Genomic DNA, 16,235 nt, shown 5'->3' with positions numbered 1-16,235 from the left:
AATGCCGAAAGTCGGAATGGAACCCCTGCGCCGCGCGGCCCTGGTCAAGGCGACGATCCACGAGATCGGGCGCGCGCAATCGCTTGACGTGACGGTGGGGCAGATTGCCAGAACGGCGGGGATGTCTTCCGCGCTGGCGCATCATTACTTCGGCGGCAAGACGCAGATATTTCTTGCCGCGATGCGCCATATTCTTGGCCAGTACGGCGTGGAGATCCGGCGCGCGCTGGCTCAGACGGACGGTCCGCGCGCCCGTGCGGACGCGATCATCACCACCAGCTTTGCCGATCCATTCTTCGAGCCCGCGACCGTGGCGGCGTGGATGACGCTTTATGCTTCGGCCAACACCAATCCGGAAACGCGACAGTTGCTGTCGGTGTACCACCGGCGCCTTCGGTCAAATCTCGTGCACGCGCTGCGTCCGCTCACTGCGCGCCCGACGCAGCACGCGGAAACGCTCGCGGCGCTCATCGACGGCCTTTATCTTCGGGCGGCGCTGTCCGAGGACGGCTCGACCGAGATGGCCAAGCAAAGCGCGCTCGACACGCTTGATCTGATCCTGAAGGAGGCGGCATGAGCCACCCGAATATACTCGTTCTCATGGTCGATCAGCTCAATGGCACCCTGTTTCCCGACGGGCCTGCCGATTGGTTGCATGCACCCAATCTGAAAAAACTCGCCGCACGGTCGACCCGTTTTCGCAATGCCTATACGGCCTCGCCGCTGTGCGCGCCGGGGCGGGCGGCTTTCATGTCGGGCCAGTTGCCAAGCGCCACAGGCGTTTACGACAACGCGGCCGAGTTCACCTCTTCGATCCCCACCTACGCGCATCACCTGAGGCGCGCGGGCTACCAGACCTGCCTGTCGGGCAAGATGCATTTTGTCGGTCCCGACCAGCTGCACGGTTTCGAAGAGCGCCTGACCACCGATATCTATCCCGCCGATTTCGGCTGGACCCCGGACTACCGCAAACCGGGAGAGCGGATCGACTGGTGGTATCACAACATGGGCAGCGTCACGGGTGCGGGCGTGGCGGAGATCTCCAACCAGATGGAGTACGACGACGCAGTGACTTATGAGGCGACGCGCAAGCTTTATGATCTCTCGCGGGGGCTTGATCCGCGTCCGTGGTGTCTGACGGTCAGCTTCACCCATCCGCACGATCCCTACGTCGCGCGCAGAAAATACTGGGATCTCTACGCGGACTGCGAGCATCTGCTGCCGGAAATACCCGCGATGGACTACGAGGACCACGACCCGCATTCGCAGCGTATTTTCGACGCCAACAACTGGCGCGAGTTCGACATCACCGAGGACAACATCAAACGCGCGCGCCGCGCCTATTTCGCCAACATCAGCTATCTCGACGACAAGATCGGTGAGATCCTGCAAACGCTGGAAGACACCCGGCAGGAGGCGATCATCGTATTCGTCTCCGACCACGGTGACATGCTGGGGGAGCGGGGACTGTGGTTCAAGATGAGCTTTCTCGAAGGGTCCGCGCGCGTGCCGATGATGATTGCCGCGCCTCAAATGGAACCGGGCCTGCACACCACGCCTGTCAGCAACATCGACGTCTGCCCGACGCTGTGCGATCTGGCGGGGGTCAGCATGGACGAGGTCGGCGAGTGGACCTCCGGTCAAACCCTTGTGCCGATGGGGCAGGGCGTCGAGCGGACCGAACCGGTGGCAATGGAATACGCGGCCGAAGCGTCCTATGCGCCGCTGGTGTCGCTGCGCTATGGTAAATGGAAGTTCAACCGCTGTGCGCTCGACCCCGATCAACTATTCGATCTGGACGCCGATCCGCATGAGTTGAACAATTTGGCACAGGTGTCCGCCCAGGCGGGCACATTGGCGCAACTGCGTGCCAAATCCGAGGCGCGCTGGGATCTCGAAGCGTTCGATGCCGACGTACGCAAAAGCCAGGCCCGCCGTTGGGTCGTCTACGAGGCATTGCGCAAGGGCGGGTATTATCCGTGGGATTTCCAGCCGCTGCGCGATGCATCCGAGGCCTACATGCGCAACCATATGGATCTCAACGTACTCGAAGATAACAAACGCTTTCCGCGCGACGAGTGATGCGCGCGACCGTCCAAAGGTGCAGGGCGGACGATACGAAACTGCACCTCGAATAAAAACAACAGGGACCAGACAATGTTAACACCTATCATTTCCTTCGGGGTGATCCTTGCCTTCGCGCTCGTGATCTACGCGACGATCCGGTACTGGAATCTCGAACTGACGGGCACCCAGCCGCAGTCTCTTTTCGTGTTCATCGCAATCCTGTTCACTTCCGGCCTCGACGTGGGCCTGATCATGTTTCCGCTGGCGTTCGATTATCCGCTCTATGCCGATGTCGCAACCGAACCGGCCTATGGCTTCACCAACCCGCTGGCGCTTGAATTCGGCTTTTGGGGCTTTCTGATCTGGGCGTTCTACTTCCTCACGACGTTCTATTTCTGCGCGATCGAGCCGCGCACGAAGTTCTTTGAGATTCCGGCGGTGAAGATCCTTAACAATATCGTCATCATCACAACCTGCGCCTTCACCGGCGCGCTGTTCCTGATCTACATGCCCTATTACATCGCAGAAGTGGGCGACGGTGAGACGATCCTGCCGGTCTTCTACCTGATCTGTTTCCTCGTGATCCTGATCGCGGCGTTCAGTTCGACCGACATCAAATTTGTGCGGGTGCTTTCGGTCAGCTCAACGGTATTGTTCGGCATGTTGATTGCCTACATGTGGTGGAACGCGGGTATGTCCGTCGGTGATCTTGCGTCCACGGGCAGTGAGATCGGCGGCTATTTTGCCAACATCCACAAGTTCGTGGTGCCGTTGACCGAGTATCACGAGTTCTATCTGTTCTGGTGGTTCGCATGGTCGATCATGATCGGCCAGTTCGTCAGCCGTTTCGTCAGCGGTCTGAAGACATGGCAGCTCCTTGCGTCGCTGTTGATCTTCCCGTCCATCCCGCTGGGACTGTGGTTCACGGTTCTCTACTACTACCACCTGAACGGGATCGGTACGGCGGGCTTGCCCAACTGGGCCATGACCATCGTCGGCATCGTCTTTGTGATCAACAGCTTCGACAGCCTGATCCGCCTTTATACCGACAACCTGAACCTGACGGCCGAGCGGTTCGGAACGGTGCAGTACGTCTTTGCCAATGCTATCGGTCTGTTCATCCTGACGCTGCTGTTCCAAAGCCAATGGTTGCAGATCCAATGGGTCGGTACCGTCGTTATCGGAATCTACCTGCTGGCACTGGCCTACATGTTCTTCGGGCGCAATCACTCGCTTAAGAAACTGGATGGCCAAGCGGCACCGCTCAACTGATCCAACCCCGAAACCAAGGTCCCGTCCGCATCGTGGGCGGGGCCATAGTCTGAATAAAGAGGTTTTATGCAAACCCAACCCAAAGCCAGTCACTTTATCGACGGCGCCTATGTCGAGGACGACAGCGGTACGCCGATCGACGTGATCTATCCCGCCACCGGCGAAAAGATCGCGACCGTGTACGCCGCAACGCCCGCTATCGTGGACCGCGCCCTTGACGCCGCGCGCCGGGCACAAGGCGCATGGGCCGCGATGAGCGGGACCGAGCGCGGTCGCATCCTGCGCCGCGCCGCCGATATCATGCGCGACCGCAACCACGATCTGTCGGTGCTGGAAACCTACGACACCGGCAAACCCTATCAGGAAACCTCCGTCGCCGACGCGACGAGCGGTGCCGATGCGCTGGAATACTTCGGCGGTATGGCAGCGACCCTGACCGGGGAGCATATCCAGCTTGGCGAGGATTGGGTCTATACCCGCCGCGAGCCTTTGGGCGTGTGCGTGGGGATCGGCGCATGGAATTATCCGACGCAGATCGCCTGCTGGAAAGGCGCGCCGGCCCTGGCGTGCGGCAATGCAGTGGTCTTCAAGCCGTCCGAGACAACGCCGCTGAGTGCTCTGAAAGTCGCCGAGATCCTGCACGAGGCAGGGCTTCCGGCGGGCCTGTACAATGTTGTACAGGGCATGGGCGAGGTGGGGGCCGCGCTCGTCACCGATGCCCGCGTGGACAAGGTTTCGCTCACCGGATCGGTGCCGACGGGGCGCAAGGTCTATGCCGCCGCCGCCGAAGGGATGAAGCATGTGACGATGGAGTTGGGCGGCAAATCCCCGATGATCGTGTTCGAAGACGCCAATATCGAAAACGCAGTCTCTGGTGCGATCCTGGGCAATTTCTACAGCTCCGGCCAGGTCTGCTCAAACGGCACCCGCGTGTTCGTTCATAAAGACATCAAGGAACAATTCCTCAACCGCCTGGCCGCGCGGCTGGACGCGGCCGTAATCGGCGATCCGATGGACCCCACGACTAATTTCGGCCCGATGGTGTCAGAGCATCAGATGAAGATCGCGCTTGATTACATCGCCAAGGGCGAGGCGGAGGGCGCGCGTCTGGCCTATGGCGGCAAGGCGATTGATCGTCCTGGTTTCTATATGCAGCCCTGTGTCTTTGCCGACGTGACCGACGACATGGTGATCGCCCGCGAAGAGATTTTTGGCCCCGTCATGGCGGTACTGGATTTCGAGGACGAGACCGAGGTGCTTGCCCGCGCCAATGCGACCGAATTCGGGTTGGCCGCCGGTGTCTTTACCAATAATCTCACGCGTGCGCACCGGATCGCCGCCGGGTTCGAGGCGGGCACCTGTTATATCAATACCTACAACGACGCGCCTGTCGAAGCACCCTTTGGCGGCGTGAAGGCATCCGGCGTGGGCCGCGAAAATTCAAAAGCCGCGATCGAGCATTATAGCCAGCTCAAATCCGTCTACGTACGCATGGGCGATCTGGAGGCACCTTTCTGATGACTGATATGCCACTCAAGCCGCAACCGCGCCTGTCCCATGTCGATATCCTCAAATGGGTGGCGACGGCCGTGCAATTGGTCGGCTACGGTCTGACCGGCCTCGGCTGGCAGCCCTGGAATGTCTTTGCCTTCTTTGCCGGAATCGCACTGTGGTTCGCGGTAGGGGTCATGTGGAAGGATCGTGCGATCATGGTCGTCCATCTCGGGGCCTTTATCTCGCTGTTGGGCGGCTATCTGGGCGCGAACTGATGGAAGCAGATTTTGTAATCGTGGGCGCGGGCAGCGCCGGATGCGCGATGGCGTATCGTCTCGGCGAGGCGGGCAAATCTGTCCTGGTCATCGAACACGGCGGCAGCGACGTGGGTCCGTTCATCCAGATGCCCGCGGCGCTGAGTTACCCGATGAACATGCGGCGCTACGACTGGGGCTACAAATCCGAACCGGAACCGCACCTTGGCGGGCGCAAACTGGTCTGTCCACGCGGCAAGGTGATCGGTGGATCGTCGTCGATCAATGGGATGGTATACGTGCGCGGCCACGCGATGGATTTTGACCACTGGCGCGACAGTGGTGCTGAGGGTTGGAGCTATGCCGACGTGCTGCCGTACTTCCGCAGGATGGAGAACTGGCACGACGGGGGTCACGGCGGTGAAAGCTATTGGCGCGGCAGTGATGGTCCGCTGCACGTCAGCCGTGGCCCGCGACAGAACCCGCTTTTCCGCGCTTTCGTCGAAGCGGGCAAGCAGGCCGGCTATGAGACGACGGATGACTACAACGGCCACAAGCAGGAAGGCTTTGGCCCGATGGAGCAGACTGTCCATAACGGGCGGCGCTGGTCCGCTGCGAACGCCTATCTGCGGCCCGCGTTGATGCGCGACAACGTGACCCTCACACAGGCGCTGGCGCAGCGGGTGGTGTTTGATGAGGGGCGCGCCGTAGGCGTGGAGGTCAGACGCGGGAGCAAAACGGAAGTGATCCGCGCGCGTCGCGAGGTCATCCTCGCCGCCTCGTCGATCAATTCGCCAAAACTCTTGATGCTGTCGGGCATCGGACCTGCCGCGCATCTCAAGGAACACGGGATCGAGGTGCGGGCCGACCGTCCCGGCGTCGGCGGCAATCTTCAGGACCATCTGGAGGTCTACATGCAAATGGCTTCCAGCCAGCCGATCACACTTTACAGACACTGGAATCTCTTCTCAAAGGCCGCTATCGGAGCGCAGTGGCTCTTCTTCAAGCGTGGCATGGGCGCGTCGAACCAATTCGAAAGCGCTGCCTTCATCCGCTCCAGAGCCGGTGTGCCCTATCCCGACATCCAGTATCATTTCTTGCCGATCGCGGTGCGCTACGATGGGCAGGCGGCGGCGGAGGGGCACGGGTTTCAGGCCCATGTCGGGCCGATGCGATCGAAATCGCGGGGCCGTGTCTCGCTGCGCTCGGGCGATCCGGCCGATGATCCGAAAATTCACTTTAACTACATGTCGCATGAAGAGGACTGGCAGGAATGGCGCCGGTGTGTGCGGCTGACGCGCGAGATATTTGCGCAGGACGCTTTCAAGGATTACGTCAAACACGAGATTCAGCCCGGCGCGGATGTCCAGAGCGACGCGCAGATCGACGATTTTGTGCGCGAACACGCCGAGAGCGCCTATCATCCCTGCGGCACATGCAGGATGGGCCGTGCAGACGATCCGGGCGCGGTCGTCGATCCGCAGGGCAGGGTGATCGGCGTAGCGGGGCTGCGGGTGGCCGACAGTTCGGTTTTTCCACGGATCACCAATGGCAACCTCAACGCGCCCTCGATCATGGTTGGCGAAAAGATGGCGGATCACCTGCTGGAAAAGACGCCTTTGGCAGCTGCAAACGATACGCCATGGGTACATCCCGAATGGGAAACAGAACAGCGGTAGAGTGGGGTTAACTAATTAACGATTTGTTAACCTTTCTGTGGATCAAGTCTGGATTCTCGGGAGCATACGCGCCATCCGTGAACGGTGGTACAGGTGCACGCTCATTCAAATATCCGACAACCGCGCCACAGATTTGCGCTGTTGTCGGTTTGCGTGCTTGTGCTTGTCTCCATTGCTTACAGCGTCTTAGCCGTCGCACCACCGCCCGATCTGGTCGGCACGATTCGTTTTGTCGACGGGGATACGCTTGATGTCGGACAGGCTCGTGTGCGCCTGCACGCCATCGATGCGCCGGAGACCGACCAGTTGTGCACGACGGATCGCGGCAAGCAGTGGGCCTGCGGCGGCTGGATCAGCAAGGTGGTCGCCGACCGCTACGACGGAGAAACTGCCGCGTGCGATATTCTCGATACAGACCGCTACGGGCGGACCGTCGCGCAGTGCCGTGCCTTGGGGCGCGACATCGGTGCATGGCTCTTGCGGGAAGGTTTCGCTTTTGCCTATGTCAAATACGGTGTCGATTATGTCGCCATCGAAGGCAGGGCGTCGACGGCCCGTCGGGGCCTGCATGCGGTGCAGGTCCAGAACCCTGCCGCGTTCCGGGCGCGCGGTCGTCGTGAAGCCACACCACCGGATGGCAACTGTGTGATCAAAGGGAACATCAGTGCGGACGGGACGCGCATCTACCACATGCCGGGACAGACATTCTACGACCGCACCCGCATTTCGGCGCGCAAGGGCGAACGTTGGTTCTGCTCTGCGGCAGCGGCCGAGTCGGAAGGCTGGCGCGCCGCCCGGCGCTAGTCGACGCGGTATGGCAGGATGTCGCGCCGATGTGGATCGACGACAAGGTGGCGTTCCAGCGGCGGCACCGAGCGTTGATGACAGTCCTTGCGGGCACAGATCCGGCAGGAGATCCCGATCGGTTCGAACGCATTGTCGTGGGACGTATCCAATCCATCAGCATACACAAGTTGCGACGCATGACGAATTTCACAGCCGAGACCTATCGCGAAACGGCGCATCGGCGCACCGAACCGGCCCGCAGATTTCGAAATATCGCGGGCGATCGAGATATAGCGTACGCCGTCTGGCGTCTCGACCAGCTGTCGCAAAAAGCGGCCCGGCGTCTCAAACGCGCGGTGCACATTCCAAAGCGGACAGGCCCCGCCAAACCGTGCGAATTGCAGCCGCGTGGCGGAGTGCCTTTTGGTGATCGTACCCGCCTGATCAACGCGCACGAAGAAAAACGGCAAACCCTTTGCCCCGGGTCGCTGCAGCGTGGATAGTCGATGGGCAACCTGCTCGAGAGAAGCACCGAATTGCTGTGCCAGGATTTCAAGATCATGCCGACAGGCGGCTGCCTCGCGCTGAAATACGGCATAGGGCAGTAATGCCGCACCGGCGAAGTAGTTCGCCAAGCCGATCTTGGCAATGTCGCGGGCAGCGGTAGAGTTGAAACGGGCCAGATCCAGTGAGGCTTCGAGCAGGCCGTTCTGCCGGGTAAGGGCGACCTGCAAAAGGATCTGGAACGTCTGTGTTTCCGGTGACTGACGTGTCGAAATATGCAGCACCCCGGTGGCGGTATCCAGCAGACGCAGCGCGTCCATGTCACTGAACGTCACCTGAATTTTCGCCTCTCTCAGGTCCGCGATCGCTGTCGTGCGCAGGTCGGCGGGTGAGGCGGCGCGTGCTGCAAAATGCTCGGCCGCGCGGTCGACCGGATCGATGTAGTTGTCGCAATAGTGAAAGAAATCGCGCACCTCCTCCCAGGGGCTGGGAGTAGCGCGCGAATCTTCGCGCCCCAGGGCCTCGTCCAACGAGGCGAGGCGTTCGTGCGCTTGGCGGTAGCCCTGGTGCAGCGCGATGAAGGCGCGCGCGAGGCCGGGGGCGTTGGATGCGGTAAGGCGCAGGTCCGCAACCGGGGGCATATTGCCGGCAAACACCGGATCGGCGAGGGCCTCGCGCATGTCGCTGACCAGACGCTCGCTGTCGCCGGCCCCCAATTCGGTGACATCCAGACTGAATTCGGACGCCAGCGCCAACACGACCGTCGTCGACACGGGCCGGTTGTTGTTTTCCATCTGGTTCAGGTAGGGTAACGAAACACCCAACCGCGCTGCAAAGTCCTTTTGCGTCAAGCCGATCCGCGTGCGTACTTCACGCAGCTTTGCCCCTGCATAGAGTTTCTGAATGGCCATCCCGCGCCCTTTGCATATTTGCACGCAGCCCAAGGTAGCTTTGCAAAGCTTGGGGTGCAAGAGCGTCCGGGACAGGCGGGGTGTCCGGAACAGCTTGACCAAGGTGGATTGGATGTACCTGACGAGCGGGAGTATGACGCTGTAATCCGGGCCGAGGTGTTCAGGCATGCCGGGCAGGGTTGGCAACAGTATGTTTGTCATCTTGGTCGGTGAGCCGTAAAAACGTTGGGCAGAACGAGGCTCGATGCGCGTGACCGGGAGGTTCGGTCGCCAAGGCTAAAACGATGCAGGTCTCGTGTGCTGATTGCGTATGTACAGGACTGCTAGGACGGCTGCGGTTTTAACGTGCTTTTCGCACCGCGTGACCAGAGTATTTGCACATTTGCGATTAGCAGGCATCGCTCTGAATACAATTTGCAAATTTGCCGATTGCCCCTTTGTGTTGGAACACGGGTCAGCTACACATGCGCGCAACACTTCGATGGGAGGAGCCCCGCCATGAAAGACATCCTGCAACAACTCGAAGACCGCCGCGCCGAAGCGCGCCTTGGCGGTGGCCAGAAACGTATCGAGGCCCAACACGCGCGCGGCAAGCTGACCGCCCGCGAACGCATCGACCTGTTGCTCGACGAGGGGTCGTTCGAGGAATTCGACATGTTCGTTACTCACCGCTGCACCGACTTCGGGATGGAGCAGCAAAAGCCCGCAGGCGATGGCGTGGTCACGGGATGGGGTACGATCAATGGGCGTCTCGTCTATCTGTTTTCGCAAGATTTCACCGTTTTCGGCGGCTCGCTTTCGGAAACCCACGCCCAGAAGATCTGCAAGATCCAGGATATGGCGATCCAGAACGGCGCGCCTGTCATCGGCATCAACGATTCGGGTGGGGCGCGTATTCAGGAAGGCGTGGCCAGCCTCGCGGGCTACGCCGAAGTGTTCCAGCGTAATATCGAAGCTTCCGGTGTAATTCCGCAAATCAGCGTCATCATGGGCCCCTGCGCCGGCGGTGCCGTCTATTCGCCCGCGATGACCGATTTTATCTTCATGGTCAAAGACAGCTCGTACATGTTCGTGACCGGCCCCGACGTGGTGAAAACCGTCACCAACGAACAGGTCACTGCCGAAGAGCTTGGCGGTGCCGTGACGCACACGCGCAAATCCTCCGTTGCGGACGGCGCGTTCGACAACGATGTGGAGGCAATGGCCGAAGTCCGCCGTCTTGTAGATTTCCTGCCGGCGAACAACCGTGAGAAGCCGCCGGTGCGCCCGTTCTTTGATTCTCCCGACCGGATAGAAGCGTCGCTCGACACGTTGATCCCGGAAAACGCAAACTCTCCCTACGATATGAAAGAGCTTATCCTCAAGCTGGCGGACGAGGGGGATTTCTACGAGATACAGGAAGAGTTCGCCAAGAATATCATCACCGGTTTCATCCGCTTGGAAGGCCGCACCGTTGGTGTCGTGGCAAACCAGCCGATGGTGTTGGCCGGGTGTCTCGACATCGACAGCGCGCGCAAGGCGGCGCGGTTCGTGCGGTTTTGTGATGCATTCGAGATCCCGATCCTTACCCTGGTTGACGTCCCGGGATTCCTGCCAGGCACGGGGCAGGAATTTGGCGGTGTGATCAAACACGGGGCAAAGCTGTTGTTTGCTTACGGCCAAGCGACAGTGCCGATGGTGACAGTTATCACCCGCAAGGCATACGGCGGGGCATACGACGTGATGGCGTCCAAACATCTGCGCTCGGATTTTAATTATGCGTGGCCGACGGCGGAGATTGCCGTGATGGGGGCCAAGGGCGCGACCGAGATCATCCACCGCGCCGACCTGAAAGATCCAGACAAGATTGCAAAGCACGCAGCGGACTATGAAGAACGCTTTGCCAACCCCTTTGTTGCCGCCGAACGCGGGTTCATCGACGAGGTGATCCAGCCGCATTCGACGCGCAAGAGAGTGGCGCGCGCCTTTGCGTCGCTGCGCAACAAAAAGGCCAGCATGCCCTGGAAAAAGCACGACAACATTCCGCTGTAGGTTATCAGATGACCGGTCCGACACTTACATACGGCGTAATGCGCCGCGCTCGCGGCAATGGGATCGCGGCACCTTCGGGTGCCGGAACCATCCGCCACGGGCCAGAGTTTTCTCCGAAAGGAGAATGCTATGACCAAGGACCACGGATCATCCATCAAGGACGACGAAACCTACGAGGCGCTGCGCGAGGACGGCGCATCGAAGCAAAAAGCCGCGCGGATCGCCAATGCACAGGCGAACGACGACCAGTCGCCCTCGGCAAAGGGGGGCAGCCAGCCGCCCTACGAGGAGTGGACGAAAGACGAGCTTTACGACCGGGCGCAGGAACTGGAAATCGAGGGCCGGTCCGACATGGACAAGGCCGCGCTGATCGAGGCGCTGCGCGACAGCTGACTTTGCGCAGAGACGCCATGGGCGTATTGTTGCAGTCAGCCTACGAGGTGCGCCATGCGGACACCGCTGCAGTCGAAAGGCATGGCCTTCGCCCGCGTTTCGAGTGCCGTCGGCAACGCAACGGGGCTGCAATTGCGTGGCAAGTGATCCGCGCAGCTCCGGAACACGCGTGTCCGGACGGCGAGGTGTTGCGCAGTGGCCCATGCGTATCGCGCCCCGCCCATAACGCAGGCCTTTGGGCGGGGCGCTCCGATGATTTGCAACTGATCAGGCTCACGTGCCCGTCGACGTTCGCATTGCAGGAAGAGGATGCGCCGTGAAGGTTCTGCTCAGATTCTCCTTGATTGCCATTCTCGTCCTGTCAGGCCCCGCCTCCGGCACAGAGGTGCCATCGGGGCAGAAAATCTCGTTGCACGAGGTGTTGGTCGACGCGCAGGGAGATAAGACATGGCTGCGTTTCCGGTTTCTTGCGCCGCAGATCGCACGGGGCGAGACACAGATACCGTTCGACCTTGCGGGCGACGATATGTTGCATCTGTGCGATACGTTTGTATTGCCTTACATGGACGAATACGCGTTGGCGGCGGACAAGATCGTCATTTCAATGATGGACCGGATCACCGAATTCGGTCAGCCCGATCCGGACGCCACACAGTATTTTGAATCATTTCGCACCGAAAACGGTGTCTGTATCTGGGACGATTTCTGATGTGCGCACAATATCTTGGGGACTATCGTCGGGATCGGGGTGGATTTGCGGCTTTAGCGTCACAGATCCGCTGTGCTGATCTGGCCGCATATCCACCGCATCATTGCTGCGTTAGTATGGGATCGGGCGGTACCTCGGTGGCGCTTTCATTCAACGCGGAACAAACGACAGGAAAGATACGTTTGTCCCGTATAACATCAAACAGGAGATACAGATGTCGAAGAGCATCAAACTTTTGGCAGCATTCGGCCTCATCGCCGCAGTTGCCGCCTGTGCAAAAGAGCAGCAGGTCGAAGAATTTGTGGTTATTGAGCCCGAACCCATCACCCAAGAGCCGGTGTACACGGGCAAATACAAATAACGCATCGACAGAGCGGGCGGTTTCGCCCGCTCTGACCTCGACCCTCGCCGTGGGGGGCATCCCATGGCACTAGCGTACATGCTCAAGCACCGCGGTTTCCCCGGACGTTTGCCGGGAACGGATTTCCAATTCACTCTGCGTCGTGCCAACCCTAAAGGCGCTACTGAGCTTACCCGGCGCGAACGGCGACCCGATCGGCGCGCGCCGGACAAACGCGCGGATGAAGCGTTCATGAAAGCGCTCTGGGAACACTTCGGGGAGGAACCGTTCGAGCGTGGCAATCTGGACGTCGGTCGGCTGTCTTGGCTTTTCGGACGGGAAGTCTTGCCCGCTACCGACCCGTTTGATCCATCGGATTACGAAGCGATGCTCGTCATTGACGCGCGCACGGCACGGCTGTCGTTCCCGGACGTTTTCGAGGACGGATCGGCATGATGTCGCGCAAGGTTCAGGAATTTCGGCGTGCCTTGGCCGAAAACGCGCTGTTTTCAACCACAGGCTATACCGTGGTGTCCGCCAAAGCCAATGTCATTGGTGCGAGACATGCGGTCTCCAGCCGCACATGTCGCTCGCCTCATACCAAAACCTCTTCCCTACACGGGCAGCAGCAATGTCCCAATCGCTTGCTGTCCGTGGTTTTTTCGTTGTGCCGCGACCTTCAGTCATTTGGGGTGCGGGAACGATTTAGCGTTGTCCGCGTTGGGCCGACGAAACCCGTGGAAGAAAGGAAATTGGAATGTTTATTCAGAAAATTGCATTGGTTACAGTGGCCTGCGCGACGCTTGCAGCCTGCGGCGACAGCATCGGCGAACAGGCGCTGGGCGGCGGTGTCGTCGGCGCTGGTGCAGCGGCCGCCACAGGCGGCAGCATCGGCCAAGGGGCGGCAATCGGAGCGGGCGCAAACGTTGTTGCGTGCCAAACAGACATCGCTGACTGCGACTGATATCTTTTCGGGCGGCAAAGCTGCCCTTCGATCACTGGAAAACCACGCGGGCCAACATGCCTTGCGTGGTTTTCTTCGTTTTAACAATACACCACTTCAAAAGGGACCTGCCAATGTTCAATAAGATCCTGATCGCCAACCGCGGCGAGATTGCCTGCCGTGTCATCAAGACAGCGCGCAAGATGGGCATCCAGACCGTCGCAATCTATTCGGACGCCGACAAACAGGCGCTGCACGTGCAGATGGCGGACGAAGCTGTTCATATCGGTCCTCCGCCTGCCAATCAGTCGTACATCGTCATCGACAAGGTAATGGAGGCGGTTAAATCTTCCGGCGCGGAAGCGGTGCATCCCGGCTATGGTTTTCTGTCGGAAAACTCAAAATTCGCCGAGGCGCTCTCGGCGGCCTGCGTCGCGTTCGTCGGGCCACCGGTGGGTGCCATCGAGAAAATGGGGGACAAGATTACCTCCAAGAAAATCGCGCAGGAAGCCGGCGTGTCCACGGTTCCCGGTTATATGGGATTGATCGCCGACGCGGATGAAGCGGTGAAAATCTCGAACGACGTCGGATATCCGGTCATGCTCAAGGCGTCGGCAGGCGGCGGTGGCAAGGGTATGCGCATTGCATGGAATGACGAGGAGGCGCGCGAAGGCTTTCAGTCGTCCAAGAACGAAGCTGCAAATTCCTTTGGTGATGACCGCATTTTCATTGAGAAATTCGTGACCCAGCCACGCCATATCGAAATTCAGGTTCTTTGTGATGCGCATGGCAACGGGATCTATCTGGGCGAGCGCGAATGCTCGATCCAGCGGCGCAATCAGAAGGTCGTCGAAGAAGCGCCGTCGCCCTTTTTGGACGAGGCCACGCGCAAGGCGATGGGCGAGCAGGCGGTCGCGCTTGCGCAGGCTGTCGGCTATACCTCGGCGGGGACGGTCGAATTCATCGTCGACGGCGAGAAAAACTTCTATTTCCTCGAAATGAACACGCGTCTGCAAGTGGAGCATCCGGTAACGGAGCTGATCACCGGCGTCGATCTGGTCGAGCAGATGATCCGTGTCGCCAACGGCGAGCCTTTGAGCATCGGCCAGAATGACATCACGCTGACAGGCTGGGCCATCGAGAACCGGCTTTATGCCGAGGACCCCTATCGCGGATTCCTGCCCTCGATCGGGCGTCTGACGCGCTATCGCCCGCCTGCCGAAATCGCCGCCGGACCGCTGCTTGAGAACGACAAGTGGCAGGATGACGCGCCAAGCGGAACGACGGCGGTGCGCAACGATACCGGCGTCTACGAGGGCGGCGAGATTTCGATGTATTACGATCCGATGATTGCAAAGCTGTGCACATGGGCTCCGACACGTGACGAGGCGATCGAGCGGATGCGTGTCGCCTTGGACAGTTTCGAAGTCGAAGGCATCGGACATAACCTGCCATTTCTCAGTGCCGTGATGGATCATCCCAAATTCATTTCCGGCGAAATGACGACTGCGTTCATTGCGGAGGAATACCCCGACGGGTTCGAAGGCGTGACCCTGGGCGAGGGCGAGTTGCGCCGGATCGCGGCGGCCACCGCGGCGATGAACCGCATGGGAGAAATCCGACGCGCGCGCATCTCCGGGCGCATGGACAACCACGAGCGCAAGGTCGGTAGTGACTGGAACGTCGCCCTGCAGGGTAAAAGCTTCGACGTAAAGATCGACGCGGATGTTGCCGGTGCGTCCGTGACCTTTGACGATGGGGAAACGCTGCGCGTCGCGGGCGACTGGGCGCCGGGAGACCAATTGGCGACGATGACGGTGTCCGATGCGCCGCTCGTGCTTAAGGTTGGCAAGATCTCCGGCGGTTTCCGGATCCGCACCCGTGGCGCCGATCTCAAGGTGCATGTCCGCACCCCGATTCAGGCGGAACTGGCGCGCAAGATGCCCGAAAAACTGCCGCCCGATACGTCGAAGCTGTTGCTGTGCCCGATGCCCGGACTGGTGGTCAAGCTGAACGTCGAAGTCGGTGACGAGATACAGGACGGCCAGCCGTTGTGTACGATCGAAGCGATGAAGATGGAGAATATCCTACGGGCGGAGAAGAAAGGGATCGTCTCCAAGATCAACGCAAGCGCGGGTGACAGCCTTGCCGTTGACGAAGTGATCATGGAGTTCGAATAGGTCTTGGCGAAACCGCGTCTCCAGATGACGGCACGAGCTGCCATGCACCCGGTCGCGTATCGGGACCCGGAACGGAAAGGATGGTGCACCGTTTCACCATCCACTCCCCGAAGGCCGGCCCGCAGGGGATGCCGCTATGGGCCCTGCGGGACGCTTGTCAACGCGGTGAGTACGCCCGAAGCGCGGCGTGCTCTACCACGAGGTTATCCGCCGGTTTCTTGCTTGTTGTCGCGGATTTCACGCTGGCGTATGGACATCTTGTCGATGCTGCGAGTGATTTCGCGTACATCCCAAGGAAACGGCTTGCGCAGTTTCACATTGCCGTCCTTTCCCATCAGCGTCAGCATGAAGCCGCGCGGTCGCATTCGCAGCCGTATCGCACTGCGCGCATCGGGGTCGGTATCGACGATCACCACCACGTCGCGCACGGCAAGCTGTTCGGCTTCGGCACGCAGAAACTCCATCTGCTCAACGAAGGCGGGATCATGGGCACTGTCCGCAAAGATGATGACGGGTCGTTTTATCCACTTAAATTCGCTTAAATCAGTCTCGGACGCGATCCGGGTTTCGAGCAGGGATGCCCCCGTCGGGTTCGATTGCGCGTATGCTACAGCTGCGAAAGCCCCCATAAAAACAGCTATCAGGTACGGTTTCATATGCTCTCCTCTTGGA

General features: G+C 60.0%; 16 protein-coding genes. 14 read left to right on the top strand and 2 right to left on the bottom strand.

Going from position 1 to position 16,235, the window contains the following annotated elements:
- Window position 1 precedes the first annotated feature (1 nt).
- The 7 genes from betI to Q1A06_RS07960 all read left to right on the top strand — a co-directional run bounded on the left by betI (window position 2) and on the right by Q1A06_RS07960 (window position 7,570).
- Window positions 2-577, top strand: a complete 576-nt coding sequence (gene betI, locus Q1A06_RS07990) for a transcriptional regulator BetI (protein ID WP_299562039.1) — start codon at window positions 2-4, stop codon at window positions 575-577.
- Entirely contained in the window at window positions 574-2,082 is a 1,509-nt protein-coding gene (gene betC / locus Q1A06_RS07985; protein WP_299561284.1) for a choline-sulfatase, read from the top strand. Before betI ends, betC begins: the two co-directional genes overlap by 4 nt.
- Before the next feature lie 75 nt (window positions 2,083-2,157).
- The gene (locus Q1A06_RS07980) at window positions 2,158-3,339 is read left to right on the top strand and encodes a BCCT family transporter (protein ID WP_299561281.1); all 1,182 of its coding nucleotides are present in this window, start codon (window positions 2,158-2,160) and stop codon (window positions 3,337-3,339) included.
- A gap of 66 nt (window positions 3,340-3,405) precedes the next feature.
- Window positions 3,406-4,857, top strand: a complete 1,452-nt coding sequence (betB, locus tag Q1A06_RS07975; RefSeq protein WP_299561278.1) for a betaine-aldehyde dehydrogenase — start codon at window positions 3,406-3,408, stop codon at window positions 4,855-4,857.
- The gene (locus tag Q1A06_RS07970) at window positions 4,857-5,108 is read left to right on the top strand and encodes a DUF6552 family protein (RefSeq protein WP_299561275.1); all 252 of its coding nucleotides are present in this window, start codon (window positions 4,857-4,859) and stop codon (window positions 5,106-5,108) included. The genes betB and Q1A06_RS07970 overlap by 1 nt, the downstream gene beginning before the upstream one ends.
- Window positions 5,108-6,766, top strand: a complete 1,659-nt coding sequence (betA, locus tag Q1A06_RS07965; protein WP_299561272.1) for a choline dehydrogenase — start codon at window positions 5,108-5,110, stop codon at window positions 6,764-6,766. The genes Q1A06_RS07970 and betA overlap by 1 nt, the downstream gene beginning before the upstream one ends.
- 153 nt (window positions 6,767-6,919) lie before the next feature.
- Window positions 6,920-7,570 carry a thermonuclease family protein gene (locus Q1A06_RS07960; RefSeq protein WP_299561269.1) on the top strand — a complete coding sequence of 217 codons (651 nt, stop codon included), beginning with the start codon at window positions 6,920-6,922 and terminating at the stop codon, window positions 7,568-7,570.
- Here Q1A06_RS07960 and Q1A06_RS07955 read toward each other — a convergent pair.
- Window positions 7,567-8,967, bottom strand: a complete 1,401-nt coding sequence (locus Q1A06_RS07955; protein WP_299561266.1) for a helix-turn-helix transcriptional regulator — start codon at window positions 8,965-8,967, stop codon at window positions 7,567-7,569. The two genes, Q1A06_RS07960 and Q1A06_RS07955, sit on opposite strands and share 4 nt — an antisense overlap.
- A 498-nt stretch (window positions 8,968-9,465) precedes the next feature.
- On the opposite strand from Q1A06_RS07955, the gene Q1A06_RS07950 reads away from it, so the two are divergent.
- The 7 genes from Q1A06_RS07950 to Q1A06_RS07920 all read left to right on the top strand — a co-directional run bounded on the left by Q1A06_RS07950 (window position 9,466) and on the right by Q1A06_RS07920 (window position 15,563).
- Window positions 9,466-10,998, top strand: coding sequence for an acyl-CoA carboxylase subunit beta (locus Q1A06_RS07950; protein WP_299561263.1), 1,533 nt, complete (start codon window positions 9,466-9,468; stop codon window positions 10,996-10,998).
- 129 nt (window positions 10,999-11,127) lie between these two features.
- Window positions 11,128-11,391, top strand: coding sequence for a Rho termination factor (locus tag Q1A06_RS07945; protein WP_299561261.1), 264 nt, complete (start codon window positions 11,128-11,130; stop codon window positions 11,389-11,391).
- Window positions 11,392-11,707: 316 nt separating this feature from the next.
- Window positions 11,708-12,100: a DUF6497 family protein gene (locus Q1A06_RS07940; RefSeq protein ID WP_299561258.1), complete on the top strand. Its 393-nt coding sequence runs from the start codon at window positions 11,708-11,710 to the stop codon at window positions 12,098-12,100.
- 214 nt (window positions 12,101-12,314) lie between these two features.
- On the top strand, window positions 12,315-12,461 hold the full coding sequence (locus Q1A06_RS07935) for a hypothetical protein (RefSeq protein WP_299561255.1): 147 nt from the start codon (window positions 12,315-12,317) through the stop codon (window positions 12,459-12,461).
- 78 nt (window positions 12,462-12,539) lie between these two features.
- The gene (locus Q1A06_RS07930; RefSeq protein ID WP_299562036.1) at window positions 12,540-12,896 is read left to right on the top strand and encodes a hypothetical protein; all 357 of its coding nucleotides are present in this window, start codon (window positions 12,540-12,542) and stop codon (window positions 12,894-12,896) included.
- 301 nt (window positions 12,897-13,197) lie between these two features.
- Window positions 13,198-13,404: a hypothetical protein gene (locus tag Q1A06_RS07925; RefSeq protein WP_299561252.1), complete on the top strand. Its 207-nt coding sequence runs from the start codon at window positions 13,198-13,200 to the stop codon at window positions 13,402-13,404.
- Window positions 13,405-13,517: 113 nt separating this feature from the next.
- A complete protein-coding gene (locus tag Q1A06_RS07920) occupies window positions 13,518-15,563 on the top strand; it encodes an acetyl/propionyl/methylcrotonyl-CoA carboxylase subunit alpha (protein WP_299561248.1) in 2,046 nt (681 codons plus the stop codon).
- Between the two features lie 203 nt (window positions 15,564-15,766).
- Here Q1A06_RS07920 and Q1A06_RS07915 read toward each other — a convergent pair whose 3' ends face one another.
- On the bottom strand, window positions 15,767-16,219 hold the full coding sequence (locus Q1A06_RS07915) for a DUF4174 domain-containing protein (RefSeq protein ID WP_299561245.1): 453 nt from the start codon (window positions 16,217-16,219) through the stop codon (window positions 15,767-15,769).
- Window positions 16,220-16,235: the final 16 nt, after the last annotated feature.

Source organism: uncultured Sulfitobacter sp. (assembly GCF_947497275.1).
Lineage (GTDB): Bacteria > Pseudomonadota > Alphaproteobacteria > Rhodobacterales > Rhodobacteraceae > Sulfitobacter.
The sequence above is the reverse complement of the archived record's forward strand: the minus strand, read 5'-3'. Positions and strand labels throughout refer to the sequence as shown.